At 71.7% G+C, this 23,498-nt stretch carries 20 protein-coding genes; 5 read left to right on the top strand and 15 right to left on the bottom strand.

Translation table 11 applies throughout. From position 1 onward, the window contains the following. Positions 1-110: 110 nt before the first annotated feature. From truB to rimP, 7 genes are all read right to left on the bottom strand, one after another. Positions 111-1,016 (bottom strand): tRNA pseudouridine(55) synthase TruB, encoded by a 906-nt coding sequence (truB, locus tag ACFV20_RS20585; RefSeq protein WP_385658478.1) that lies wholly within the window; start codon positions 1,014-1,016, stop codon positions 111-113. Then, entirely contained in the window at positions 1,013-1,465 is a 453-nt protein-coding gene (rbfA, locus tag ACFV20_RS20580; RefSeq protein ID WP_385658477.1) for a 30S ribosome-binding factor RbfA, read from the bottom strand. Before rbfA ends, truB begins: the two co-directional genes overlap by 4 nt. Positions 1,466-1,497: 32 nt before the next feature. Beyond that, positions 1,498-1,791: a DUF503 domain-containing protein gene (locus ACFV20_RS20575; RefSeq protein ID WP_385658475.1), complete on the bottom strand. Its 294-nt coding sequence runs from the start codon at positions 1,789-1,791 to the stop codon at positions 1,498-1,500. Between the two features lie 133 nt (positions 1,792-1,924). Then, on the bottom strand, positions 1,925-5,044 hold the full coding sequence (gene infB / locus ACFV20_RS20570; protein ID WP_385658473.1) for a translation initiation factor IF-2: 3,120 nt from the start codon (positions 5,042-5,044) through the stop codon (positions 1,925-1,927). 145 nt (positions 5,045-5,189) lie between these two features. Next, the gene (locus ACFV20_RS20565) at positions 5,190-5,486 is read right to left on the bottom strand and encodes a YlxR family protein (protein WP_385658471.1); all 297 of its coding nucleotides are present in this window, start codon (positions 5,484-5,486) and stop codon (positions 5,190-5,192) included. A gap of 102 nt (positions 5,487-5,588) precedes the next feature. Further along, positions 5,589-6,587: a transcription termination factor NusA gene (gene nusA, locus ACFV20_RS20560; RefSeq protein WP_385658469.1), complete on the bottom strand. Its 999-nt coding sequence runs from the start codon at positions 6,585-6,587 to the stop codon at positions 5,589-5,591. Positions 6,588-6,589: 2 nt separating this feature from the next. After that, a complete protein-coding gene (rimP, locus tag ACFV20_RS20555) occupies positions 6,590-7,087 on the bottom strand; it encodes a ribosome maturation factor RimP (RefSeq protein WP_385658467.1) in 498 nt (165 codons plus the stop codon). Between the two features lie 276 nt (positions 7,088-7,363). On the opposite strand from rimP, the gene ACFV20_RS20550 reads away from it, so the two are divergent. The 3 genes from ACFV20_RS20550 to ACFV20_RS20540 are packed head-to-tail and all read left to right on the top strand — an operon-like array spanning position 7,364 to position 9,414. After that, positions 7,364-8,005, top strand: coding sequence for a hypothetical protein (locus tag ACFV20_RS20550; RefSeq protein WP_385658465.1), 642 nt, complete (start codon positions 7,364-7,366; stop codon positions 8,003-8,005). Then, positions 8,002-8,466, top strand: a complete 465-nt coding sequence (locus tag ACFV20_RS20545; protein WP_385658463.1) for a ferritin-like domain-containing protein — start codon at positions 8,002-8,004, stop codon at positions 8,464-8,466. Before ACFV20_RS20550 ends, ACFV20_RS20545 begins: the two co-directional genes overlap by 4 nt. Positions 8,467-8,514: 48 nt before the next feature. After that, entirely contained in the window at positions 8,515-9,414 is a 900-nt protein-coding gene (locus ACFV20_RS20540) for an aminoglycoside phosphotransferase family protein (RefSeq protein ID WP_385658461.1), read from the top strand. A 474-nt stretch (positions 9,415-9,888) separates the two neighbouring features. Here ACFV20_RS20540 and ACFV20_RS20535 read toward each other — a convergent pair whose 3' ends face one another. The 7 genes from ACFV20_RS20535 to ACFV20_RS20505 all read right to left on the bottom strand — a co-directional run bounded on the left by ACFV20_RS20535 (position 9,889) and on the right by ACFV20_RS20505 (position 19,224). Beyond that, entirely contained in the window at positions 9,889-11,589 is a 1,701-nt protein-coding gene (locus ACFV20_RS20535; protein WP_385658459.1) for a proline--tRNA ligase, read from the bottom strand. A 72-nt stretch (positions 11,590-11,661) separates the two neighbouring features. After that, positions 11,662-12,192, bottom strand: a complete 531-nt coding sequence (locus tag ACFV20_RS20530) for a GNAT family N-acetyltransferase (protein ID WP_385658457.1) — start codon at positions 12,190-12,192, stop codon at positions 11,662-11,664. Between the two features lie 89 nt (positions 12,193-12,281). Continuing rightward, positions 12,282-13,130 carry a GNAT family N-acetyltransferase gene (locus tag ACFV20_RS20525; protein WP_385658455.1) on the bottom strand — a complete coding sequence of 283 codons (849 nt, stop codon included), beginning with the start codon at positions 13,128-13,130 and terminating at the stop codon, positions 12,282-12,284. A gap of 173 nt (positions 13,131-13,303) precedes the next feature. Then, complete coding sequence (ispG, locus tag ACFV20_RS20520) at positions 13,304-14,461, bottom strand: flavodoxin-dependent (E)-4-hydroxy-3-methylbut-2-enyl-diphosphate synthase (RefSeq protein WP_385658453.1); 1,158 nt, start codon at positions 14,459-14,461, stop codon at positions 13,304-13,306. A gap of 168 nt (positions 14,462-14,629) precedes the next feature. After that, positions 14,630-15,922 carry a M50 family metallopeptidase gene (locus tag ACFV20_RS20515; protein ID WP_385658507.1) on the bottom strand — a complete coding sequence of 431 codons (1,293 nt, stop codon included), beginning with the start codon at positions 15,920-15,922 and terminating at the stop codon, positions 14,630-14,632. Between the two features lie 8 nt (positions 15,923-15,930). Further along, positions 15,931-17,187, bottom strand: a complete 1,257-nt coding sequence (dxr, locus tag ACFV20_RS20510; protein ID WP_385658451.1) for a 1-deoxy-D-xylulose-5-phosphate reductoisomerase — start codon at positions 17,185-17,187, stop codon at positions 15,931-15,933. A gap of 96 nt (positions 17,188-17,283) precedes the next feature. After that, positions 17,284-19,224: an acyl-CoA dehydrogenase family protein gene (locus tag ACFV20_RS20505; protein ID WP_385658449.1), complete on the bottom strand. Its 1,941-nt coding sequence runs from the start codon at positions 19,222-19,224 to the stop codon at positions 17,284-17,286. A 347-nt stretch (positions 19,225-19,571) separates the two neighbouring features. On the opposite strand from ACFV20_RS20505, the gene ACFV20_RS20500 reads away from it, so the two are divergent. Both ACFV20_RS20500 and ACFV20_RS20495 read left to right on the top strand, forming a co-directional pair. Next, positions 19,572-20,585, top strand: coding sequence for a LacI family DNA-binding transcriptional regulator (locus ACFV20_RS20500; RefSeq protein ID WP_385658447.1), 1,014 nt, complete (start codon positions 19,572-19,574; stop codon positions 20,583-20,585). Positions 20,586-20,666: 81 nt separating this feature from the next. Continuing rightward, positions 20,667-22,709 carry a TIM-barrel domain-containing protein gene (locus tag ACFV20_RS20495; protein WP_385658445.1) on the top strand — a complete coding sequence of 681 codons (2,043 nt, stop codon included), beginning with the start codon at positions 20,667-20,669 and terminating at the stop codon, positions 22,707-22,709. Positions 22,710-22,781: 72 nt separating this feature from the next. Here ACFV20_RS20495 and ACFV20_RS20490 read toward each other — a convergent pair whose 3' ends face one another. Next, positions 22,782-23,495 carry a hypothetical protein gene (locus ACFV20_RS20490; protein ID WP_385658443.1) on the bottom strand — a complete coding sequence of 238 codons (714 nt, stop codon included), beginning with the start codon at positions 23,493-23,495 and terminating at the stop codon, positions 22,782-22,784. Positions 23,496-23,498 lie beyond the last annotated feature (3 nt).

Below are 23,498 nucleotides of genomic sequence, written 5' to 3'. Positions count from 1 at the left end.
GGCTGGATAACCCTAGGGGTGGGGGAACCGAGGGGGGACCGTGGAGCGGCGGAAGTGGAGGTACCCCGTGGCCGCCGCTCCACGGACGGACACCCGGCTCCCGGTTCCCGTCAGGCGAAGACGGCCAGGCTCTTGGCCTTGCCCTTCTGCTCCTCGACCAGCGCGAGGAAGCGGCCCTCCGGGTCGAAGACGGCGACGGGGCCGGAGCCCGCGTACGACTCGGGCATCTCCAGCCGGACGCCGTTGGTGAGCAGCTTGGCCCGCCGGGCGTCGACGTCCCACCGGGGGAACGCGGCCGCTGCGGCCTCGGCCATCGGCATCACGGTCAGCTCCTGCTGGTGCTGGTCCAGTGTGCGGGCCGCGTCCAGCTTGTAGGGGCCGACGCGGGTACGGCGCAACGCGGTGAGGTGGCCGCCCACACCGAGGCCGGCGCCGAGGTCGCGGGCCAGGGCCCGGATGTAGGTGCCGGAGGAGCAGACGACCGACACGACCAGGTCGAGGACGGCCGTGCCGTCGTCGGCGACGGCGTCCCGGACGTCGTACACGTCGAAGGACGAGACCGTGACCGGCCGGGCCGGGATCTCGAACTCCTCGCCCTCCCGGGCCCGCTTGTACGAGCGCACGCCGTTGATCTTGATGGCGCTGACCTTGGACGGCACCTGCATGATGTCGCCGGTCAGCGCGGCGATGCCGGCGTCGATCGCGTCGCGGGTGACCTTGGAGGCGTCGGTGGAGGAGATGATCTCCCCCTCGGCGTCGTCCGTGAGGGTGTTCTGCCCGAGCCGGACGGTGCCCAGGTACTCCTTCTCGGTCAGCGCGAGGTGACCGAGGAGCTTGGTGGCCTTCTCGACGCCGAGGACGAGGACACCCGTCGCCATGGGGTCGAGGGTGCCGGCGTGCCCGACGCGCCGCGTTCTGGCGATGCCGCGCATCTTGGCGACCACGTCGTGCGAAGTGAAGCCCGACGGCTTGTCGACGATGACAAGGCCGTCGGGCGTGGTGTGCTTCTGGGTCATTCGGCGCCGTCGTCCGTCTCGTCGTCCTCGTCGGGCTTGCGGTACGGGTCGGCTTCGCCGGCGTACTTCGCGCCCGCGGACGCCTCGCGCACCTTCTCGTCGGACTGGCGCGCCTTGTCGAGGAGGTCCTCGATGGTGCGGGCGGTGTCCGGGAGGGCGTCCATGACGAAGGTCAGGGTCGGCGTGAACTTCACACCGGCCGCGCGGCCCACCTCGGAGCGCAGGACGCCCTTGGCGCTCTCCAGGCCGGCGGCGGCCGCAGCGCGCTCCTCGTCGTCCCCGTAGACCGTGTAGAAGACGGTCGCCTCCCTGAGGTCACCCGTGACCCGGGTGTCCGTGATGGTGACGTGGGAGCCGAGCCGCGGGTCCTTGATCCCCCGCTGCAGCTTCTGGGCCACCACCTCTCGGATGAGGTCCGCCAGCCTTTTAGCCCGCGCGTTGTCGGCCACTGGTCCGTCTCCTTAAGTGCTTACTTGTTGCTTCAGTCTTCGTCGCTGTGGAGCCTGCGTCGAACCGAGAGCAGTTCGATTTCGGGCCGGCCGGCGACGAGCCGCTCACAGCGGTCCAGGACGTCGGTGAGGTGTCCTGTCTCCCCCGAGACCACCGCGAGCCCGATCTCGGCTCTGCGGTGGAGGTCCTGGTGATCCGTCTCGGCCGCGCTCACCCCGTACTTGCGCTGGAGTTCGGCCACGATCGGGCGGACCAGAGAGCGTTTCTCCTTGAGCGAGTGGACATCGCCGAGGAGCAGATCGAAGGACAGAGTCCCCACATACATGTGTGTGTCCGGATGTCCCGCCGGTTCGGGGTACGGGCGCCACGCTTCGACGCCGATACGGGAACCGTACACGCAACGGCCGGGGCCGATCGACGGAATAAGTCCCGCCGACCGGCCCCGATCGTGACTCAGGTCAGACGCGCGGCTTCTCGCGCATCTCGTACGTCGCGATGACGTCGTCGACCTTGATGTCGTTGAAGTTGCCGAGGTTGATACCGCCCTCGAACCCTTCGCGGATCTCGGTGACGTCGTCCTTGAAGCGACGCAGGCCCTCGATGTTGAGGTTCTCCGCGACCACCTTGCCGTCGCGGATGAGGCGCGCCTTGGTGTTGCGCTTGACCTCGCCGGAGCGGATGAGAACACCCGCGATGTTGCCCAGCTTGGACGACTTGAAGACCTCGCGGATCTCCGCCGTACCGAGCTCGACCTCCTCGTACTCCGGCTTGAGCATGCCCTTGAGGGCCGCCTCGATCTCCTCGATCGCCTGGTAGATGACCGAGTAGTACCGGACGTCGACACCCTCGCGCTCGGCCATCTGCTGCGCACGCCCGGCGGCGCGCACGTTGAAGCCGATGACGATGGCGTCGGAGCCCATGGCCAGGTCGATGTCGGACTCCGTGACCGCACCGACACCGCGGTGCAGGACGCGGATGTCGACCTCTTCGCCGACGTCCAGCTGGAGCAGCGAGGACTCGAGCGCCTCGACGGATCCGGAAGCGTCACCCTTGATGATCAGGTTCAGCTGCTGGACCTCGCCGGCCTTCAGCACCTTGTCCAGGTCCTCCAGCGACACGCGGCGCGTGCGCTTGGCGAACGCGGCGTTGCGCTCACGGGCGGCGCGCTTCTCGGCGATCTGACGGGCCGTACGGTCCTCGTCGACCACCAGGAAGTTGTCGCCCGCACCCGGGACGTTGGTCAGGCCGAGGACCTGGACCGGCGTCGAGGGACCGGCCTCGGCGACGCTGTTGCCGTTGTCGTCGTGCATCGCCCGGACGCGGCCGTACGCGTCGCCGACCACCATGGTGTCGCCGACCCGCAGGGTGCCGCGCTGGACGAGGACCGTCGACACGGCACCGCGGCCGCGGTCGAGGCGGGACTCGATCGAGATGCCCTGCGCGTCCTGGTTCGGGTTGGCCCGCAGGTCGAGCGAGGCGTCGGCGGTGAGGATCACGGCCTCCAGCAGGGAGTCGATGTGCAGACCCTGCTTGGCGGAGATGTCGACGAACATCGTGTCGCCGCCGTACTCCTCGGCCACCAGCCCGTACTCGGTGAGCTGACCGCGCACCTTGGTCGGGTCGGCGCCCTCGACGTCGATCTTGTTGACCGCGACGACGATCGGGACCTCGGCCGCCTTGGCGTGGTTGAGCGCCTCGACCGTCTGCGGCATGACGCCGTCGTTGGCCGCGACGACCAGGATCGCGATGTCGGTCGACCGGGCACCACGGGCACGCATGGCGGTGAACGCCTCGTGACCCGGGGTGTCGATGAAGGTGATCTTGCGCTCTTCGTCGTTGACCTCGGTCGCGACCTGGTAGGCACCGATGTGCTGGGTGATGCCGCCGGCCTCGCCCGCGATGACGTTCGTCTTGCGGATGGCGTCGAGGAGCCGGGTCTTACCGTGGTCGACGTGACCCATGACGGTGACGACCGGCGGGCGGACCATCAGGTCCTCCTCGTCGCCCTCGTCCTCGCCGAACTCGATGTCGAAGGACTCGAGGAGCTCGCGGTCCTCCTCCTCCGGGCTGACGATCTGAACCGTGTAGTTCATCTCGTCGGCGAGGAGCTGCAGCGTCTCGTCGGAGACGGACTGCGTGGCCGTGACCATCTCGCCGAGGTTCATCATGACCGCGACGAGCGACGCCGGGTTGGCGTTGATCTTCTCGGCGAAGTCGGTGAGGGAGGCACCGCGCGACAGGCGAACGGTCTCGCCGTTGCCGCGAGGCAGCATCACACCGCCGACCGACGGGGCCTGCATGGCCTCGTACTCCTGGCGCCTCTGCCGCTTCGACTTGCGGCCACGACGCGCGGGACCGCCGGGACGGCCGAACGCACCCTGCGTGCCACCGCGGCCACCGGGGCCGCCGGGACGGCCACCGAAGCCGGGACGGCCACCGCCGCCGGGACCACCGGGACGACCGGCGAAACCGCCGCCACCGCCACCGGGACCGCCGGGACGACCGGCGAAGCCGCCACCGCCGCCACCGGGACGACCGGCGAAGCCGCCGCCGCCCGGACGACCGCCGCCGCCACCGGGACGACCGCCGCCGCCGGGACCGCGGCCGCCGGGGCCACCGCCACCGGGACGCGGGCCGGCAGCCGGACGCTGCGGCATCATGCCGGGGTTGGGACGGGGGCCGCCGGGACCGCCGCCGGGACGGGGACCGCCGCCCTGCGGACGGGGCATGCCGCCCGGGGTCGGACGCGCGCCGCCCGGAGCCTGCGGACGAGGACCGCCGCCAGCGCCCTGCGGACGGGGACCGCCCTGGCCGCCCTGGCCCTGCGGACGCGGAGCACCACCGGGGGCACCGGGGCCGCCCGGACGCGGGGCACCACCCGGACGGGGCGCCTGCGGGCGCGCCATGCCGGTGGAGCCACCGGAAGTGAAGGGGTTGTTGCCCGGACGGGGACCCGCCGGACGGGCACCGGGACGCGGGGCGCCGCCACCCGGACGCGGGGCGCCGGGACGGTCGCCGCGCTCACCACGGCCCTGGCCGCCCTGGCCGGGGCCACCCGGACGCGGGGCACCCGGACGCGGGGCCTGGCCGGCCGGACGCGGGGCGCCCGGACGCGGGCCGGAACCCTGGCCCTGGCCCTGGCCCTGAGGCGAGGACGGGGCGGCGGGAGCCGACGGGGGCGCCGTGAACTCGGGCGTCGTCGGAGCCGGGGACGCCGGGGCGGGCCGCGGCGCGGGCTTCGGGCCCGGGGTGGGACGGGGGCCGGGAGTGGCCGGCGCGGCCGGAGCCGCGGGCTTCTCGGCGGCCGGCTTGGGGGCCGGCGGGCGCGGGGCTGCCGGACGGGCGGCCTGCGCGGGAGAGGGGGCACCCGGCTTGGCCGGGGCAGCCTTGCGGGCGGGGGCGGGCTTGCCGCCACCGCTGCCCTGCTGGAGGGCGTCCGTCAGCTTGCGTACAACGGGCGCTTCGATCGTCGAAGACGCCGAACGGACGAATTCACCGAGTTCCTGGAGCTTGGCCATGACGACCTTGCTCTCGACGCCGAACTCCTTGGCGAGTTCGTAGACCCGGACCTTAGCCACTTCGCTCCTTTGAGGTCCGGGTTGCGTCCGGACCGTCGCTAGTTCATGGGCGTACTCATCGCGTACTCATCGAGTGCTCATCGCAATCTCGACCTGCTTTCGACTCGCGAGGTACCTAGCCGCACGGGGTTCCGTACGGCACGTCTTACCGTGTTGCCTGCTCGGCAACTGTCGTCTGCTCGACGTACTGGCGCAACGCCTTTGTGTCGAGCGGTCCCGGGACGCGCAGTGCCCTCGGGAACGCCCGGCGGCGTACCGCCTGGTCGAGACAGACCGGTGCGGGGTGCACGTAAGCACCCCGGCCGGGCAGCGTACCGCGTGGATCAGGGACGCACGCGTCCTCGATCGCTACGATCCGCAGCAGTTCGGCCTTGGCCGCTCGCTCCCGACACCCCACACAGGTGCGTTCAGGGCATGCGCGGGCGCGCGTCCGGCCAGACACTGCTAAGTCTACCTCCCCGTACGCTCCTCACCCCTTTGGGGCAGGATTCGAACAGTTGCCGCGCATCAACCTGTCGTGATCTGAACGGCGCGCGGCTTGGATCTATTCCTCGGTGCCGGCCGCGGCGGGCTCCGTGTCCGGGCGGATGTCGATCCGCCAGCCGGTCAGCCGGGCCGCGAGGCGGGCGTTCTGCCCCTCCTTGCCGATGGCCAGGGACAGCTGGTAGTCGGGCACGGTCACCCGGGCCGACCGGGTCGCCATGTCCACGATCTCCACCTTGGAGACCCGGGCGGGGGACAGGGCGTTCGCCACCATCTCCCCCGGGTCCTCCGACCAGTCGACGATGTCGATCTTCTCGCCGTTCAGCTCGCCCATGACGTTGCGCACGCGGCCGCCCATGGGGCCGATGCAGGCGCCCTTGGCGTTCAGGCCGGAGCGGGTGGACCGGACGGCGATCTTCGTGCGGTGACCGGCCTCACGGGCGATCGCGGCGATCTCCACCGAGCCGTCGGCGATCTCCGGCACCTCCAGGGCGAAGAGCTTCTTCACCAGGTTGGGGTGCGTGCGCGAGAGGGTGACGGACGGACCGCGGACGCCCTTGGCCACCCGGACGACGTACGAGCGCAGCCGCATGCCGTGCGGGTAGGTCTCCCCCGGCACCTGCTCCTGCACGGGCAGGATCGCCTCGAGCTTGCCGATGTCGACCAGCACGTTCTTCGGGTCGCGGCCCTGCTGGACCACGCCGGTGACGATGTCGCCCTCGCGGCCGGCGTACTCGCCGAGCGTCGCGTCGTCCTCGGCGTCGCGCAGGCGCTGCAGGATGACCTGCTTGGCCGTGGTGGCGGCGATACGGCCGAAACCGGACGGGGTGTCGTCGAACTCGCGGGCCTCCTGGCCCTCCTCGAGGTCGTCGGGGTCCTCCTTCGCCCACACGGTCACATGGCCGGTCTCCCGGTTGAGCTCCACGCGCGCGTGACGGCGGCTTCCCTCGGTGCGGTGGTAGGCGATGAGGAGGGCCGACTCGATCGCCTCGACCAGCAGGTCGAAGGAGATCTCCTTCTCCCGAACCAAGCCCCGCAGGGCGCTCATGTCGATGTCCACGGCTACGCCTCCTCTTCCTTCTTGTCCTTGCGGCTGAACTCGACCTGGACACGCGCCCGGACGATGTCGTCGAAGGCGAGCCGGCGCGCGGTGGCCTTGCGGCCCTTCACACCGGGTACCTCGGTGTCGACACCCTCGTCGTCGACCTTCAGGATCCTGGCGACCAGCTCACCGCCCTCGGCCAGCTGGAACTTCACCAGCCGGTCCGTGGCGCGGACGTAGTGCCGGTGTTCCGTGAGGGGGCGCTCCGCGCCGGGGGTGCCGACCTCGAGGGTGTACTCGCCCTCGCCCATCGCGTCGCTCTCGTCGAGCTTCGCCGAGAGCGCGCGGCTCACATCGGCGATCTGGTCCAGGTCGGCGCCCGTGTCCGAGTCGACGACGACGCGCAGCACACGCTTGCGTCCGACGGAGTCCACCTCGATCTCCTCGAGATCCAGGCCCTGGGAGCTGACGAGCGGTTCCAGTAGCTCTCGCAGCCTCTCGCTCTGGGTGGTGCTCATCCGGGTGACTCCTCGGCCGCGTGTGCTGTTGTGGGATGGGTCGCGTGTCTGGTCAAAGGGTATCCGGTCGCGGGGAGTGTTGCCGTCCACCCGGTCACGAACGGTGCCGCTGAGTGATGCCGGGCGGGGGCCCGGGTACCGTGATCACGGGCGTGCGGCCCGCGCAGTGCCGTTTTCTCGAACATCCCTCGCACGCCTCTCGACCAGCGTTCGTAACCTCCCCATCATTCGAGTCATTCGCGAATGTTTCCCGCACGAGCCCCGAGGACGTCTGACGTGCCGTTCCCGCCATCGCCGCGTGCCCGCTCGGGGCCGCGCAGAAGGAGTCTGCTCGCCGCCGCCCCGGCGGCCCTCGCCCTGACGGGCTGCACCGGCGGGGGCTCCGGGGGGCCCGGCGGAGACGACCCGTCGGCCGCCGACCGGGTGCGCGCGCGTGCGGCCCGGGACAGCGAGGGGCTGGTGGAGCGCTACGACGCCGTGATCGCCGCCCGGCCGGGGCTCACGGGCCGGCTGCGGCCGCTGCGTGAGGAGGTCGTGCGGCACGCGCAGGCGTTCGGCGGTGGCCGGAAAGCATCGCCTTCGCCGTCCGTCCCGGCCTCCCCGCCCGACTCGGCCTCGCCGTCCGCGTCGGCATCCGGGTCCACGTCGGGCTCGCCTTCCGCGTCGGCATCCGGGTCCGCGTCGGGCTCGCCGTCCGCGTCGGCATCCGGGTCCGCGTCGGGCTCGCCGTCGCCGGCCGAGACGGTGCCGGGCAACGACAAGGACGCCCTGGCCGGGCTCGCAGCGGCGGAGCGGGAGCTCGCCGACCGGCGGGTCAAGGCGCTGGGCGGGGTTCCGGGTGAGCTGGCGCGGCTGCTGGCGTCGGTGGCGGCGGCCGGGGCCGCGCACGTGTATCTGCTGACGGAGGGTGCCGCGTGAGCGAGGAGAAGGACCGGGAGCTGCGGGCCCTGCAGGCCGCGCTGGCGGCCGAGCACGCGGCGGTCTACGGGTACGGCGTCGTCGGCGGGAGGATCGGCGACGGCAAGCGCGCCGAGGCCCTCACGGCGTACGACGCGCACCGGGCGCGCAGGGACGCGCTGGTGCGTGAGGTGAAGGACCTGGGGGGCCGGCCGGTGGCCGCGTCCGCCGGTTACGCGCTGCCCTTCCAGGTGCCGGACTCGGCGGCGGCCGTGCGGCTCGCCGCCGAGCTGGAGGACCGGGTGGCCGGGGTGTACGCGGATCTGGTGCGCGCCGCGGGCGGCGGGCGGCGGGCCCTGGCGGTCGAGGCGCTGCGGGAGGCGGCGGTGCGGGCGGTGCGCTGGCGGGGCGAGAGCGTAGCCTTCCCTGGGCTCGCCGAGCGGGCCGGCACGGCCCCGCCCTCGGCGGCGCCGACGGCGTGACCCGCGCAGGGCGCGCACCGCGGACGGCATGAAGGGAACGACTCGCGCATGGTTTTCGAACCGCCGAAGCGTCTGGTCAGGGCGCTCGGTGAGACGGCGCCGGACGGTGACGACTGGCTGGAGAAGCTGCCCGAGGCGGCGCAGCGGGCCGTCGAGCTGCGCGAGTTGACCGTGGAGCGGGTGCAGGTGCCCGGCGGGCGCAGCAGCCTGGTGCTGTTGGTGCGGGCGGCCGACGGGACACCCGCCGTGCTCAAGCTGGCGCCGGGCCGGGCCCGCCCGGAGGCGGAGCGGGCCGCGCTCGCGCACTGGGCCGGGCGGGGGGCCGTGCAGCTGCTCGAACCGCCGTCGGCCGAGGGGGTGCTGCTGCTGGAGCGGCTTCACCCGGACGTGTCGGTGCGGTCGCTGCCGGAGGCGAAGGCGCTGCTGGAGGCGGCGGGGACGCTGCGGCGGCTGTGGGTGGAGCCACCCGCCGGGTTCCCCTTCGAGACCGTGGCCGAGCGGACCGGGCGGCAGGCCGAGGCGATGCGTGCCCGGGCCGGGACCGAGCCCGAGGTGGCCCCGCTGGTCGACCTGGCGCTCGCCGCGCGCGAGGAGCTGCTCGCCGCACCGCCGGAGCACCGGCTGCTGCACGGCACGTTCCGGCAGAGCAAGGTGCTCGGCGGGGAGCGGATGCCGTGGCTGGCCGTGGGGCCCGACCCGGTCGTCGGCGAGTGCGCCTTCGATCTGGCCCGGCTGGTCCGGGACCGGGTGGAGGACCTGATCGCCCAGCCGTCCGGTGCGGCCACGACCCGGCGCCGGGTGAAGCGGCTCGCGGAGTCCCTGGACGTGGACCAGGAACGGCTGCGGGGCTGGACGCTGTTCCGGGCGGTGGAGTCGGGCGTGCGGGCGGGGCGGGTCGGACGGCCGCGGGACGCGGAGCTGCTGCTGGAATTCGCGAGCTGGCTGTAGGGCGCGGGGAACGAAGCATCCGGAGGCCGCGCCCCGGGCCGCACGGGCCGCCCGGCGGTCCGGCTGCCGGGCGGGTCGGACGGCCGCGGGACGCGGAGCTGCTGCTGGAATTCGCGAGCTGGCTGTAGGGCGCGGGGAACGGAGCACCCGGGGGCCGCGCCCCGGACCGCACGGGCCGCCCGGCGGTCCGGCTGCCGGGCAGGGCGGACCGGACGGCCGCGGGACGCGGAGCTGCTGCTGGAATTCGCGAGCTGGCTGTAGGGCGCGGGGAGCGAAGCATCCGGAGGCCGCGCCCCGGGCCGCCCGTCCTGGACAGCGGCCTCGGCTGCCGGGCGGACGGGCCCGTCCGCCCCGGCCCCGTCGGTGCTGGTCCGCCCCGGGCCGCCCGGCCCGGACAGCGGTCGACAGGGCCGGGCCGACTGATGCCCGCCGGTCCGCCCGGCCCTGTCGGTGCTGTGTCGTGCGGCGCCGGTGTTACGCCGTGAGGCGGGCGACGGCCTCCTCGACCGTCAGTTCCTCGCGCTCACCGGTGCGGCGGTCCTTCAGCTCCACCACACCGTCGGCCGCGCGCCGGCCCGCCACCAGGATCTGCGGCACGCCGATCAGCTCGGAGTCGGTGAACTTGACGCCCGGGGAGACGCCGGGGCGGTCGTCGACCAGGACGCGGACACCGGCGGCGGCCAGCTTCTGGGAGATCTCCAGGGCCAGTTCGGTCTGGAGGGCCTTGCCGGCGGCGACCACGTGGACGTCGGCCGGGGCGACCTCGGCGGGCCAGCACAGGCCCTTGTCGTCGGCGCTCTGCTCGGCCAGGGCGGCCACCGCGCGGGAGACGCCGATGCCGTAGGAGCCCATGGTGACGCGGACCGGCTTGCCGTTCTGGCCGAGGACGTCGAGCTTGAGGGCGTCGGCGTACTTGCGGCCCAGCTGGAAGATGTGGCCGATCTCGATGGCACGGTCGAGGACGAGGCCGGTGCCGCACTTGGGGCAGGGGTCGCCCTCCTGCACGACCACGACGTCGACGTACTGGTCGACCTCGAAGTCGCGGCCCGCGACGACGTTCTTCGTGTGCGTGCCGGGCTTGTTGGCGCCGGTGATCCAGGCCGTGCCCGGGGCGACGCGCGGGTCGGCGAGGTAGGTGACCTTGTCCAGGCCCTGCGGTCCCACGTAGCCGCGGACCAGGTCGGGGCGGGCGGCGAAGTCCGTCTCGGTGACCAGCTCGACGGTGGCCGGGGCGAAGTGCGCCTCGACCTTGTCCATGTCGACCTCGCGGTCCCCGGGGACGCCGACGGCGACGATCTCGCCGTCGACCTTCACGAGGAGGTTCTTCAGCGTGGCCGAGGCCGGGACGCCGAGGTGGGCGGCGAGGGTCTCGATGGTCGGGGTGTCGGGGGTGGGGATGTCCTCGGCGGCGGGCACGTCCGAGCCGTCGACGGGCTTCAGCTCGTACGTGATCGCCTCGGTGTTGGCGGCGAAGTCGCAGTTCGGGCAGTCGGCGAAGGTGTCCTCGCCGGCCTCGGCCGGGGCGAGGAACTCCTCGGACTTGGAGCCGCCCATCGCGCCGGCGGTCGCGGCGCAGATGCGGTAGTCGAGGCCCAGGCGGGCGAAGATCCGCTGGTAGGCCTCGCGGTGCAGGGCGTACGACCGGGCGAGTCCCTCGTCGTCGGTGTCGAAGGAGTACGAGTCCTTCATCAGGAACTCGCGGCCGCGCAGGATGCCGGCGCGGGGGCGGGCCTCGTCGCGGTACTTGTTCTGGATCTGGTAGAGGATGACCGGCAGGTCCTTGTAGGACGACGCCTGGTCCTTCACCAGGAGGGTGAAGATCTCCTCGTGGGTGGGGCCGAGGAGGTAGTCGCCGCCCTTGCGGTCCTGGAGGCGGAACAGCTCGGGGCCGTACTCCTCCCAGCGGCCGGTGGCCTCGTAGGGCTCACGGGGCAGGATGGCGGGGAGCAGGACCTCCTGGGCGCCGACGGCGTCCATCTCCTCGCGGACGATCCGCTCGACGTTGGCGAGCACCTTCTTGCCGAGGGGCAGCCAGCTCCAGACGCCGGCGGCGGTGCGGCGGACGTAGCCGGCGCGGACGAGGAGCTTGTGGCTGAGGACCTCGGCGTCCGCCGGGTCGTCGCGCAACGTCTTCGCCAACAACTGGGACATGCGCTGGACCGGTGCGTTTGCCATGGTTCCTCTGCTCCTGCTGCGTGTGGGTGATGGCAGGAGGTTATCCGGGGGGTGCGCGGCGGTGGAAATCGGTTAACGGCGCAGGAGCGGGAGCGGGGCGCCCATCACGGCGTACGGCTTCGGGGCGCTGGGGAAGAGAACCTGGCGGGCGAGGTCCTGGTAGCCGAGGGAGCGGTAGAGGGCGCGGGCGGGGCTCTCGGTGTCGATCGCGGAGAGGATCGAGCGGGGCTGGTCGGCGCCGTCGGTGATGGTGGTGATCAGGGAGCGTCCGAGGCCGCGGTTCTGGTAGGCGGGGTGGACGTGCAGTTCGGTGATCACGAAGGAGTCGTCGAGCCAGTGGTCGTTGTGCCGGGCGCGGAGGTAGGGCTCCACGACGGTGGACCACCAGTGGGTGCGGTCGTTGGGCATGCCGTAGACGAAGCCGACCAGGCGTTCGGCGGTGCTGGCGCCGAGGGCCCTCGCTCCCGGGTAGGTCATGTGGCGCAGGACGATCTGGCGGCGGACTGCGACTTCGTCGGGGCCGAGACCGAAGGCCACCGCTTGGACGGCCAGGGCCTCGTCGACATGGGCGGAGAGGTCGAGTGGGCCGATCACGAGGTCCATGCGGGGAGCCTACAGGGGGATTTCGGTTGTCAGCCGGGTGCGGGTTGCGCGGGGTTGCTCGCGCAGTTCCGCGCGCCCCAGAGGGCGCTTCAGAACAGCACGCTCATGAACGCGCCGACCTCCTGGAAGCCGACCCTCGTGTACGTCCTCCTGGCCGCGGTGTTGAAGTCGTTGACGTACAGGCTCACGACCGGCGCGACGTCGGCCAGGGCGTACCGCAGGACGGCCGCCATGCCGGGGGCCGCCATGCCGGTGCCGCGGTACTCGGGGGCCACCCACACGCCCTGGATCTGGCAGGCGCGGTCGGTCGCGGCGCCGATCTCGGCCTTGAAGACGACCTTGCCGTCGGAGTCGAAGCGGGCGAAGGCGCGGCCGGAGCCGACGAGTTCGGCGACGCGGGCCTGGTAGAGCAGGCCTCCGTCGCCGGCCAGCGGGGAGACGCCGACCTCTTCGGTGAACATCGCCACGCACGCCGGCATGATCGTCTCCATCTCGTCCTTGCGGACGCGACGGACGTAGGGGTCCGGGGTGACACCGTCGGGGAGCCGGTCGGTGACCATGAGCGGCTGGTGGCGTCGGACGTCGCGGGCCGGGCCCCACTGGGGTTCCAGGAGCCGCCACAGGTCGGAGGTGGGACCGGAGGGGCCGACGATGGAGGAGCAGCGGCGGCCGGCCCGGCGGGCGCGGTCGGCGAAGGCGCGGACGGCGCGCGGCCCGGCGCAGATCGGGACCAGGTTGGCGCCGGCGTAGCAGAGAGAGGTGAGTATGCCGTCCTCGTACCAGCCCCACATCTCACCGCCGAGCCGCCACGGGTCGAGTCCGGCGACCTGCACGCGGGACGTCACGAAGGCGTTCGCGACGGGCTCGCGGTCGAGGACGGCGAGCGCGGCGTCCAGGTCGCTCGGTTCGAGGACCCGTGAGGTGGTCTGGGTCAACACGTGCGGGCCTCACGAACGGGGGTTGCTGGTCTCCGCACTATAGCTGCGCTGCTCGAGCGGGACGCCTCCGAGCCCGGGGCTTCCCGTTGCCGGGCGGGTGCGGGACGTCCGTGGCTTGTCGCGCGGTTCCCCGCGCCCCTCAACGGGGCGCGGGTCCCCTCGGCGTCACGTGATCAGCCCGCGACCGCGACCGACGGTTCGCCCGAGGTCACGCCGTCCTTCTCCATCTGCTCGGCCAGCTTCATGGCCTCCTCGATGAGGGTCTCCACGATCTTGGACTCGGGGACGGTCTTGATGACCTCGCCCTTGACGAAGATCTGGCCCTTGCCGTTGCCGGAGGCGACGCCGAGGTCGGCCTCGCGGGCCTCGCCGGGGCCGTTGACGACGCAGCCCATGACGGCGACGCGGAGGGGGACCTCCATGCCGGTGAGGCCGGCGGTGACCTCTTCGGCGAGCTTGTAGACGTCGACCTGGGCGCGACCGCAGGACGGGCAGGAGACGATCTCCAGGCCGCGCTGCTTGAGGTTCAGGGACTCCAGGATCTGGAGGCCGACCTTGACCTCCTCGGCGGGCGGCGCGCTCAGGGACACCCGGATCGTGTCGCCGATGCCCTGCGAGAGGAGCGCGCCGAAGGCGACGGCCGACTTGATGGTGCCCTGGAAGGCCGGGCCCGCCTCCGTGACGCCCAGGTGCAGGGGGTAGTCGCACTGGGCGGCAAGCTGCTTGTAGGCCTCGATCATGACGACCGGGTCGTTGTGCTTGACGGAGATCTTGATGTCGCGGAAGTCGTGCTCCTCGAAGAGGGACGCCTCCCACAGGGCCGATTCGACGAGGGCCTCGGGGGTGGCCTTGCCGTACTTCTGGAGCAGGCGGCGGTCGAGGGAGCCGGCGTTGACACCGATGCGGATCGGGGTGCCGTGGTCGCGGGCCGCCTTGGCGATCTCCTTGACCTTGTCGTCGAACTGCTTGATGTTCCCCGGGTTGACGCGGACCGCCGCGCAGCCCGCCTCGATGGCCGCGAACACGTACTTCGGCTGGAAGTGGATGTCTGCGATGACCGGGATCTGCGACTTGCGGGCGATGGTCGCCAGCGCGTCGGCGTCGTCCTGCGTCGGGCAGGCGACGCGGACGATCTGGCAGCCGGAGGCGGTGAGTTCGGCGATCTGCTGGAGGGTCGCGCCGATGTCCGACGTGCGCGTCGTGGTCATCGACTGCACCGACACGGGGGCGTCCCCGCCGACGGCCACGGTCCCGACCTGGATCTGGCGGCTCTTCCGGCGCTCGGCGAGCTTGGTCGGAACGGACGGCATGCCGAGAGAAATCGCAGTCATCTGCTGTGCAACCCCAAGTCGTGGATCAAGGTCCGGTCCCGTGAGCAGCGGGCTCCGAGCTTCGAGATTACGGCACGTGCCTCGGCGCGGGCACATCCCACCCGCCGTGCCACTCGATGGGAGGCGGCCCGGCGAAAAGCGTGCCGGGCCGCCGTGAACGCCGTATGACTAGGAGATTTTCACCGGGTTCACCACGTCGGCGATCAGGACCAGGATCGTGAAGCAGATGAAGATCCCGGCGACGACGTAGGCGACCGGCATGAGCTTCGCCACGTCGAAGGGGCCCGGGTCGGGCCGGCGCAGCACCTTGGCCGTGTTGCGGCGCAGCGACTCCCACAGGGCGCCCGCGATGTGGCCGCCGTCGAGCGGCAGCAGCGGGAGCATGTTGAACAGGAACAGGGAGAGGTTGAAGCCGGCGACCAGCATGAGGGCCATGGCCAGCTGCTGGGTGGGCGGGATGTCGAGGGTGAAGATCTCACCGCCGACCCGGGCCGCTCCGACCACGCCCATCGGGGAGTCGGCCTCGCGCTCGGCGCCGTCGAAGGCCGCGTTCCACAGGGCCGGGATCTTGCCCGGGAGGGCGGCGAGGGAGTCGACGGCCTCTCCGATGCGGTCGCCCATCCAGGTCACGGAGTCGCCGAAGTCCTGCTTGACCACGCCGGTGGCGGCGCTGAAGCCGAGGAATCCGGCCTGGACGTACTGTCCCTCGACGATCTGGCCGCCGGAGTCCTTCTTGGCAACCTGGTTGGTGGCGATCTTCGCGTGCAGCGTGACGTCCTTGCCGTCCCGCTCGACGACGATCGGCACCTCCTTGCCGGGGGTGGCGCGGATCAGGTCGGACAGCTTGTTCCAGTCGTCGGTCTTCCTCCCGTCGAAGGAGACGATCTTGTCGCCCGCCTTGAGGCCGGCCGCGGCGGCGGGGGCGGCCGGGTCGCCCTTCTGGCACTTGTCGCGGTTCTCGCTCTGCGCGATGACGCACTGGGAGACCGAGCTGACCGTGGTGGTCTGCTGGGTGATGCCGAAGCCCATCAGGACGGTGAGGAACAGCGCCACCGCCAGGATCAGGTTCATGAAGGGGCCCGCGAACATCACGATCACGCGCTTCCAGGGGGCGCGCGTGTAGAACATGCGCTTCTCGTCGCCCGGCTTCAGCTCTTCGTAGGCGGCGGTGCGGGCGTCCTCGATCATGCCGCGCCACGGCGAGGTGGAGCGGGCCTCCATCCGGCCGTCGGGGCCGGGCGGGAACATGCCGATCATGCGGATGTAGCCGCCGAACGGGATGGCCTTGACGCCGTACTCCGTCTCGCCCTTGCGGCGCGAGAAGATCGTGGGGCCGAAGCCGACCATGTACTGCGGCACGCGGATGCCGAAGAGCTTGGCGGTGGACAGGTGCCCCAGCTCGTGCCACGCGATCGAGACGAGCAGGCCGACCGCGAAGAGGACTATGCCGAGGATGAACATCAGGGTCGTCATGCACGGGCCTCCGCCGTCTGTGCCGCCAGTTCCCGGGCCCGGGTCCGCGCCCAGGTCTCCGCTTCGAGGACGTCCGACACGGTGAGCGAGGTTCCCGTGGGCGGGGTGCCGTGCTCGTCGACGACCCGGGTGACGGTGTCGATGATCCCGTTGAAGGGCAGCACGCCCCGGCGGAACGCCTCCACGCACTCCTCGTTGGCCGCGTTGAACACCGCCGGGGCGGTGCCCGCGAGCTCGCCCACGTGCCGGGCGAGGTTCACCGCGGGGAAGGCCTCGTCGTCCAGCGGGAAGAACTCCCAGGTCGAGGCCTTGCTCCAGTCGAAGGTGGGGGCGGCGTCGGGCACGCGCTCGGGCCAGCCGAGGCCGATGGCGATGGGCCCGCGCATGTCGGGCGGGGTCGCCTGGGCCAGTGTCGATCCATCCGTGAACTCAACCATCGAGTGGACATACGACTGGGGATGCACGACCACCTCAATGCGGTCGAAGGGAATGTCGTAGAGGAGGTGCGCCTCGATGACCTCCAGGCCCTTGTTGACGAGGGTCGCGGAGTTGATCGTGATGACCGGGCCCATGGCCCAGGTGGGGTGGGCGAGGGCGTCCTCGACGGTGACGTGCGCGAGCTCGGCCTTCGTACGGCCGCGGAAGGGCCCGCCGGAGGCGGTGACGACCAGTTTGCGGACATCGGCGCGGGTGCCGGCGGCCAGGGCCTGGAAGAGGGCGGCGTGCTCGGAGTCGACCGGGATGATCTGCCCGGGCTTGGCGAGGGCCTTGACCAGCGGGCCGCCGACGATGAGCGACTCCTTGTTGGCGAGCGCGAGGGTGCGGCCCGCCTCCAGGGCGGCGAGGGTCGGGGCGAGTCCGATGGAGCCGGTGATGCCGTTCAGGACGGTGTGGCAGTCGGACGCCGCGAGCCGGGTGGCCGCGTCCGGGCCGGTGAGGATCTCGGGGAGCGGTTCGCCCGTGCCGTACTGCGCGGTGAGCGCGTCGCGCAGGGCCGGTACGACGTCCTCGCGGGCGACCGCGACGGTCCGCACCCGCAGCCGGTGGGCCTGCTCGGCGAGGAGGGCGACCCGGCCGCCGTTGGCCGACAGCCCGGTGACCCGGAACCGGTCGGGGTTGCGCAGCACGAGGTCGATGGCCTGGGTGCCGATGGACCCGGTGGAGCCGAGGATCACCACGTCCTTGGGGCCGTCGCCCGCCACGGGGTCGTAGACGAGGTGCGGGTCGGCGAGGGGGGCTGGACTGTCGCTCATTGCTCCATTGTTGCCGTAAGGCCGGGGTGTGAGGACAGCGCATCCCCTTCCTGGGGGCGCGCGCCTTGACTGTGCGCGCCCCCAGGAGGGTCTCGGCTACCTGATCGGCCGGTGGACGTTCTCCTTCTGGGACGGTCCCGGTGTCGCGTCCGCGATCCAGGGGCCCTCGCCGGAGGGGTCGACGATGCCCTGCTCCAGCCACTCGTACGTGCCGGACAGGACGCCCTTGACGACCTTGCGGTCGAGGTCGTCGGTGTTGGTCCACAGGCGGGTGAAGAGCTCCTCGATCCGGATGCGGGCCTGGCGGCAGAAGACGTCGGCGAGCTGGTAGGCCTCGCGGCCGTGGTCGCCCTGGCTGCGCAGCAGCTCGGCCCGCACGCAGGAGGCGCTCATGGCGAACAGCTCCGCGCCGATGTCGACGATCCGGCCGAGGAAGCCCTGCTTGGACTCCATCCGGCCCTGCCAGCGGGACATGGCGTAGAAGGTGGAGCGGGCGAGCTTGCGGGCGGTGCGCTCGACGTAGCGCAGGTGGCCGGAGAGGTCCACCTCGTGCTTGAACTCGCCGTAGGAGGCCGGGAGCTGGCCGGGGCCGGCGACCAGCTTGGGCAGCCATTTGGCGTAGAAGACGCCCGCGTTGGCGCCCGCCCTGGCCTTGTCGCCCAGGGACTTCTCGGGGTCGATGAGGTCACCGGCGACCGAGAGGTGGGCGTCGACGGCCTCACGCGCGATCAGCAGGTGCATGATCTCGGTGGAGCCCTCGAAGATGCGGTTGATGCGCAGGTCGCGCAGCAACTGCTCGGCCGGGACGCCGCGCTCGCCGCGGGCCCGGAGCGAATCGGCCGTCTCGAAGCCTCGGCCACCGCGGATCTGGACGAGTTCGTCGGCCATCGTCCAGGCCATCTCGGAGGCGTACAGCTTGGCCAGGGCGCCTTCGATGCGGATGTCGTTGCGGTCCTCGTCGGCCATCTGCGAGGCCAGGTCCGTCACGGCCTCCAGGGCGAAGGTGGTGGCCGCGATGAAGGAGATCTTGGAGCCGACCGCCTCGTGGTGCGCGACGGGCTTGCCCCACTGCTCGCGGGCGGCCGACCACTCCCGGGCGATCTTCAGGCACCACTTGCCGGCCGCGACGCAGGAGGCGGGCAGGGACAGCCGCCCGGTGTTGAGGGTGGTCAGGGCGATCTTCAGGCCCTGGCCCTCGGCGCCGACGCGGTTGGCCGCGGGGACGCGGACCTGGTGGAAGCGGGTGACGCCGTTCTCGATGCCGCGCAGGCCCATGAAGGCGTTGCGGTTCTCGACGGTGACACCCGGCGAGTTCGTCTCCACGACGAAGGCGGTGATGCCGCCGCGGTGGCCCTCGGACTTCGGCACCCGGGCCATGACGACCAGCAGGTCGGCGACGACGCCGTTGGTGGTCCACAGCTTCACGCCGTCGAGGACGTAGTCGTCGCCGTCCGGGATCGCCGTGGTGGCCAGGCGGGCCGGGTCGGAGCCGACGTCGGGCTCGGTGAGCAGGAAGGCGCTGATGTCCGTGCGGGCGCAGCGCGGCAGGAAACGCTCCCGCTGCTCCTGGGTGCCGAACAGTTTGAGGGGCTGGGGGACGCCGATCGACTGGTGCGCGGAGAGCAGGACGCCGATCGCGGGGCTCGCGGAGCCGACCAGGGCGAGTGCCTTGTTGTAGTACACCTGCCCGAGCCCGAGACCGCCGTACTTGGTGTCGATCTTCATGCCGAAGGCGCCGAGCTCCTTCAGACCGTCGATCACCTCGTCGGGGATCCGGGCCTCGCGCTCGATGAGGGCCCCGTCGACCTTCGTCTCGACGAAGTCGCGGAGCTTGGCGAGGAACTCCTCGCCGCGCTGGACCGCCTCGTCGGCGGGGAGGGGGTGGGGGTGGATGAGGTCGAGCCGGAAGCGGCCGAGGAACAGCTCCTTGGCGAAGCTGGGCTTGCGCCAGTGCTGTTCCCGGGCGGCCTCCGCCACCTCACGGGCCTCCCGCTCGGTGACGGCGGGACGGGAAGAAGGGGTGGTGGAAGCGGACATGAGGGGCACCTCGCCGCAACTAGGAAGATGGAGGACCGTTTCGTTACCGACCAGTGCTACTGGATCGTTGGTACCCGAATCCGGACGCTCCCACCAGTCCTCGCGCGTCCGTTCAGCCGAAGGGGGCCGCGCGTCCCCGGCCCTTGTCGCGCGCCGGACGACGGTGTTGCATCGAGGTGCCCGCACGGTGGCGGTTCCGGCTCTGAGAGCGCTCCGGGAAATCCGCATCGAAGCGCTTCGACAGGCTATGGACACCCACTCCCGCTGAAGCTACTGTCGAACCACCCTCACCCACCGTATCGGTTACGCGCACTGTCGAAGCGCTTCACAAGAACTTGGAGAGCTGGATGGTCACCCTTGCCGAGGTCGCCCAGCACGCCGGAGTCTCGGCGAGCACGGTGAGCTATGTCCTCAGCGGCAAGCGGTCCATCTCCGCGAACACCCGGCAGCGGGTCCAGCGGAGCATCCGCGAGCTCGGCTACCACCCGAACGCCGGGGCCCGCGCCCTGGCCAGCAGCAAGTCGAACATCATCGCGCTGATGGTCCCGCTGCGCACGGACATGTACGTGCCGGTGATGATGGAGATCGCCATCGCCGTGGCGACCTCGGCCCGTGCCCACGGGTACGACGTGTTGCTGCTCACCGGCGAGGAGGGCCCCGACGCGGTGCGCCGCGTGGCGGGCAGCGGGCTCGCCGACGGAATGATCCTCATGGACGTCGAGCTGGACGACGAGCGGCTGCCGTTGCTGCGTGCGACGGACCAGCCGTCCGTGCTGATCGGCCTGCCCGCCGACACCGCGGGGCTGACCTGCGTCGACCTGGACTTCCGGGCGACGGGCGCGCTGTGCGTGGAGCACCTGGCCGAGCAGGGGCACCGGGACATCGCGGTCATCGGGGAGGCCCCGGCCGTCTACGAGCGGCACACGGGCTTCGCCGAGCGCACCCTCGACGGCCTCAGGTCCCGCTCCCGGGAGCTCGGCGTGCGGCTGCTGCACCGGCCGTGCGAGGGCGGATACGACGCGATGGCGGTCACCCTCGCCCGCATCCTCGACGAACGCCCCGACACCTCGGGGCTCATCGTGCAGAACGAGTCGGCGGTCGAGCCCCTGCTCGCCCTGCTGCGGCAGCAGGGCCGGGCCGTGCCGGAGGACATGTCGGTCGTCGCGATCTGCCCCGACCAGGTCGCGACGCAGGCCTCGGTGCGGCTCACGTCGGTGGCGATCCCCGCGCAGGAGATGGGCCGGCACGCCGTGGACCACCTGGTCGCCAAACTCGACGGGCGCGGCAGCGACGAGGTCGTGCTGATCGCGCCCGAGCTGACCGTCCGGGCCAGCTCGGGACCGGCGCCCGGCCGGCCGTAACCCCGCACCTCTCCCGGACACCGCCCTCCCGCCAGGGCACCCCCATGTCTGCACTCCTCCAGGAGCACAGGAGCACGCCACGTGAATCAGCCTGCCCAGAACCAGACCCAGGTGAGTCTCGCGCAGTCCTCCCCCACCGTCGGCACGTTCCGCGAGCGGGACGGTGCGCTGGAGTGGAGCGGGCGCCAGGAGACCGTCCGGATCGAGCCGTGGGGTCCGGACGCGGTCCGGGTGCGGGCCCGGCTCGGCGGTCCCGTCCTCGAAGGGCTGCCGGGCGCCCTCCTCGACGAGGCACCCCCGGCCCCGGCCACGGTGAAGATCGAGGACGGCCGGGGACTGCTGGCCGTCGGCGCGCTCACGGTCGAGGTGAACGCCGAGGGCCTGATCCGCTTCCTGCGCACGGAGGACTCCGCCGAGATCCTCGCCGAGGACCGCGCCCACTTCTGGTGGCCCGGCTCCCGTCTCTACACGGCCGTCGGCACCGGCCACCACCGTCTGGAGCAGCGCTTCGCCGCCTACGACGACGAGAAGCTGTACGGCCTCGGCCAGCACCAGCACGGGCGCCTCGACCAGAAGGGCCTGGTGCTGGACCTGGTGCAGCGCAACGCCGAGGTCGCCATCCCGGTGCTGACCTCCAGCCGGGGCTACACCCTGCTGTGGAACAACCCGGCGATCGGCCGCGTGGAACTGGCGCACAACGGCACCCGGTGGGTCGCCGACTCGGCCCGGCAGATCGACTACTGGATCACGGCGGGCGACCCGGCCGGTGCCCAGCGCCGCTACAGCGCGGTGACCGGCCGCAGCCCGATGCTGCCCGAGTGGGCGGCGGGCTTCTGGCAGTGCAAGCTGCGCTACCGCACCCAGGACGAACTGATGGCGGTGGCCCGGGAGTACAAGCGGCGGGGGCTGCCCCTCTCGGCGATCGTCTGCGACTTCTTCCACTGGACGCACCTCGGCGACTGGAAGTTCGACCCGAAGGAATGGCCGGACCCGGCGGCGATGGTGCGCGAGCTGGAGGAGCTCGGCGTCAAGCTGGTGGTGAGCGTCTGGCCGTCCGTGTCACCGCTCAGCGAGAACCACCCGGTCCTGGAGCAGCGCGGCTGGTTCATCGGCACCCAGTACGGGCCGATGGCGCACGCCGACTGGCCCGACAAGGAGGTCGCCTCCACGGTCCAGGTGGCCTTCTACGACGCGACCAACCCGCAGGCCCGGGAGTTCGTGTGGTCGAAGGTGAAGGAGAACTACCTCGACCCGTACGGCATCACGGCGTTCTGGCTGGACGCCTGCGAGCCGGAGCTGAAGCCGGGCTTCCAGGAGAACCTGCGCTACTGGGCAGGCCCGGGCCTGGAGGTCGGCAACGCCTACCCGGCGGAGAACGCCCGCACGTTCCACGAGGGCCTGCTCGCGGCCGGCGAGGAGGAGATCGTCACCCTCAACCGCTCGGCGTGGGCGGGCAGTCAGCGGTACGGCGCCGCCCTGTGGTCGGGTGACATCGGCACCGACTTCCCCACACTGCGGCGGCAGATCGCGGCCGGGCTGAACACGGCCCTGTCGGGCATCCCGTGGTGGAACACCGACATCGGCGGCTTCCACGGCGGCGACCCGGACGACCCGGCGTACCGGGAGGTGATGGTCCGCTGGTTCCAGTTCGGCGCACTGTCCCCGCTGATGCGGCTGCACGGCTTCCGTGACCCGGGCATGCCGCTGGGCCCGGAGATGACCGGCGGTCCCAACGAGGTGTGGTCCTACGGCGAGGAGGCCGGGGCCGTGCTGGAGAAGTACCTGCGGCTGCGCGAGCGGCTGAAGCCGTACGTACTGGACGTCATGCGGGCCGCCCACGAGGAGGGGCTGCCGGTGATGCGGCCGCTGTTCCTGGAGTTCCCCGGTGACCGGGCGGCCTGGACGGTCGACGACTCCTACCTCTTCGGACCGGACCTGCTGGTCGCGCCGGTGCTGGCGGCCGGTGCCACGGCCCGCACGGCGTACCTGCCGGCGGGGGCGTCGTGGACGGACGCCTGGACGGGCCGGACGTACCAGGGCGGCCGGTCCGTGACGGTCGACGCCCCGCTGGACCGGATCCCGCTGTTCCTGCGGGACGGGGCGCGGCTGCCGGTGGCGGAGTAGCCGTGGCGACGGGGACGGCCGGATCGACGCGGGTCTTCCGGCCGTCCCCTTGCGCCCGCCGGGCGCGCTCGGTCAGCTGCTGCCGACCGTCAGGCTGTGGGTGGTGAAGTCGAGCCCGCCGGACGACGAGGTGATCTCGTAGCCGAACTGCACGTCACCGATGGTCTCGTTGCCCATCCACTTCTTGGTGTCCTTGATCCACTTCAGGATCGGCAGGATGTTCACCGTGCCGGAGCCGGAGTTGGAGGTGCGGAGGAACGAGAACACCTCGTTGGCGCCGTTGGTGCCCTTGAAGACGTTCCAGGAGTGGCCGCCGAGGCTGACGGTGCCCTGCGAGGAACCGATCGGGCCGACGGGGCCGGTCTTGTTGACCCAGAGCATGATCTCGTAGTCGTGGTCGGTGTCCCAGATGTCGTAGGACGTGTTGTACGCGCCGGACGACGGGACACTCACGCTGTAGCTGCTGGTCAGCGAGGTCAGTGAGGTGATCGGCTTGTTGATCGCCTTCGTCTGGTTCGGGTAGGACTTGATGCCGCCGGTGTTGGGGTGGTTGGCCCAGACGCCCCAGTTGGTACCGGAGTTGGCCCAGATGCACTGGCTGCCGGCGCCGCCGCCCCAGATGTTGCTGTAGAGCGTGTAGCCGTTCAGGCTGGTCCGGCCCCACTGGTCGCAGGAGTTCCAGACGGCGGCCGAGGCGGGGGCGGAGGCGAGGCCGACGGTGGCGCCGAGGGCCAGGGCGGGGGCCAGCAGGGCTTTGGTGACCCTGTTCAGCGTGCTTGATGCCATGGT

This window comes from Streptomyces sp. NPDC059696, assembly GCF_042733745.1.
Classification (GTDB): domain Bacteria; phylum Actinomycetota; class Actinomycetes; order Streptomycetales; family Streptomycetaceae; genus Streptomyces.
Note: the sequence above shows the minus strand (reverse complement) of the source record. Positions and strands in the feature narration are given on the sequence as shown.

What these genes read in the sequence shown, in the direction of transcription:
- truB (WP_385658478.1), bottom strand. Translation starts at nt 1,016, where the DNA reads ATGACCCAGAAGCACACCACGCCCGACGGCCTTGTCATCGTCGACAAG.
- ACFV20_RS20575 (WP_385658475.1), bottom strand. Translation starts at nt 1,791, where the DNA reads ATGTATGTGGGGACTCTGTCCTTCGATCTGCTCCTCGGCGATGTCCAC.
- rimP (WP_385658467.1), bottom strand. Translation starts at nt 7,087, where the DNA reads ATGAGCACCACCCAGAGCGAGAGGCTGCGAGAGCTACTGGAACCGCTC.
- ACFV20_RS20540 (WP_385658461.1), top strand. Translation starts at nt 8,515, where the DNA reads ATGGTTTTCGAACCGCCGAAGCGTCTGGTCAGGGCGCTCGGTGAGACG.
- ACFV20_RS20535 (WP_385658459.1), bottom strand. Translation starts at nt 11,589, where the DNA reads ATGGCAAACGCACCGGTCCAGCGCATGTCCCAGTTGTTGGCGAAGACG.
- ACFV20_RS20530 (WP_385658457.1), bottom strand. Translation starts at nt 12,192, where the DNA reads ATGGACCTCGTGATCGGCCCACTCGACCTCTCCGCCCATGTCGACGAG.
- ispG (WP_385658453.1), bottom strand. Translation starts at nt 14,461, where the DNA reads ATGACTGCGATTTCTCTCGGCATGCCGTCCGTTCCGACCAAGCTCGCC.
- ACFV20_RS20515 (WP_385658507.1), bottom strand. Translation starts at nt 15,922, where the DNA reads ATGTTCATCCTCGGCATAGTCCTCTTCGCGGTCGGCCTGCTCGTCTCG.
- dxr (WP_385658451.1), bottom strand. Translation starts at nt 17,187, where the DNA reads ATGAGCGACAGTCCAGCCCCCCTCGCCGACCCGCACCTCGTCTACGAC.
- ACFV20_RS20505 (WP_385658449.1), bottom strand. Translation starts at nt 19,224, where the DNA reads ATGTCCGCTTCCACCACCCCTTCTTCCCGTCCCGCCGTCACCGAGCGG.
- ACFV20_RS20500 (WP_385658447.1), top strand. Translation starts at nt 19,572, where the DNA reads ATGGTCACCCTTGCCGAGGTCGCCCAGCACGCCGGAGTCTCGGCGAGC.
- ACFV20_RS20490 (WP_385658443.1), bottom strand. Translation starts at nt 23,495, where the DNA reads ATGGCATCAAGCACGCTGAACAGGGTCACCAAAGCCCTGCTGGCCCCC.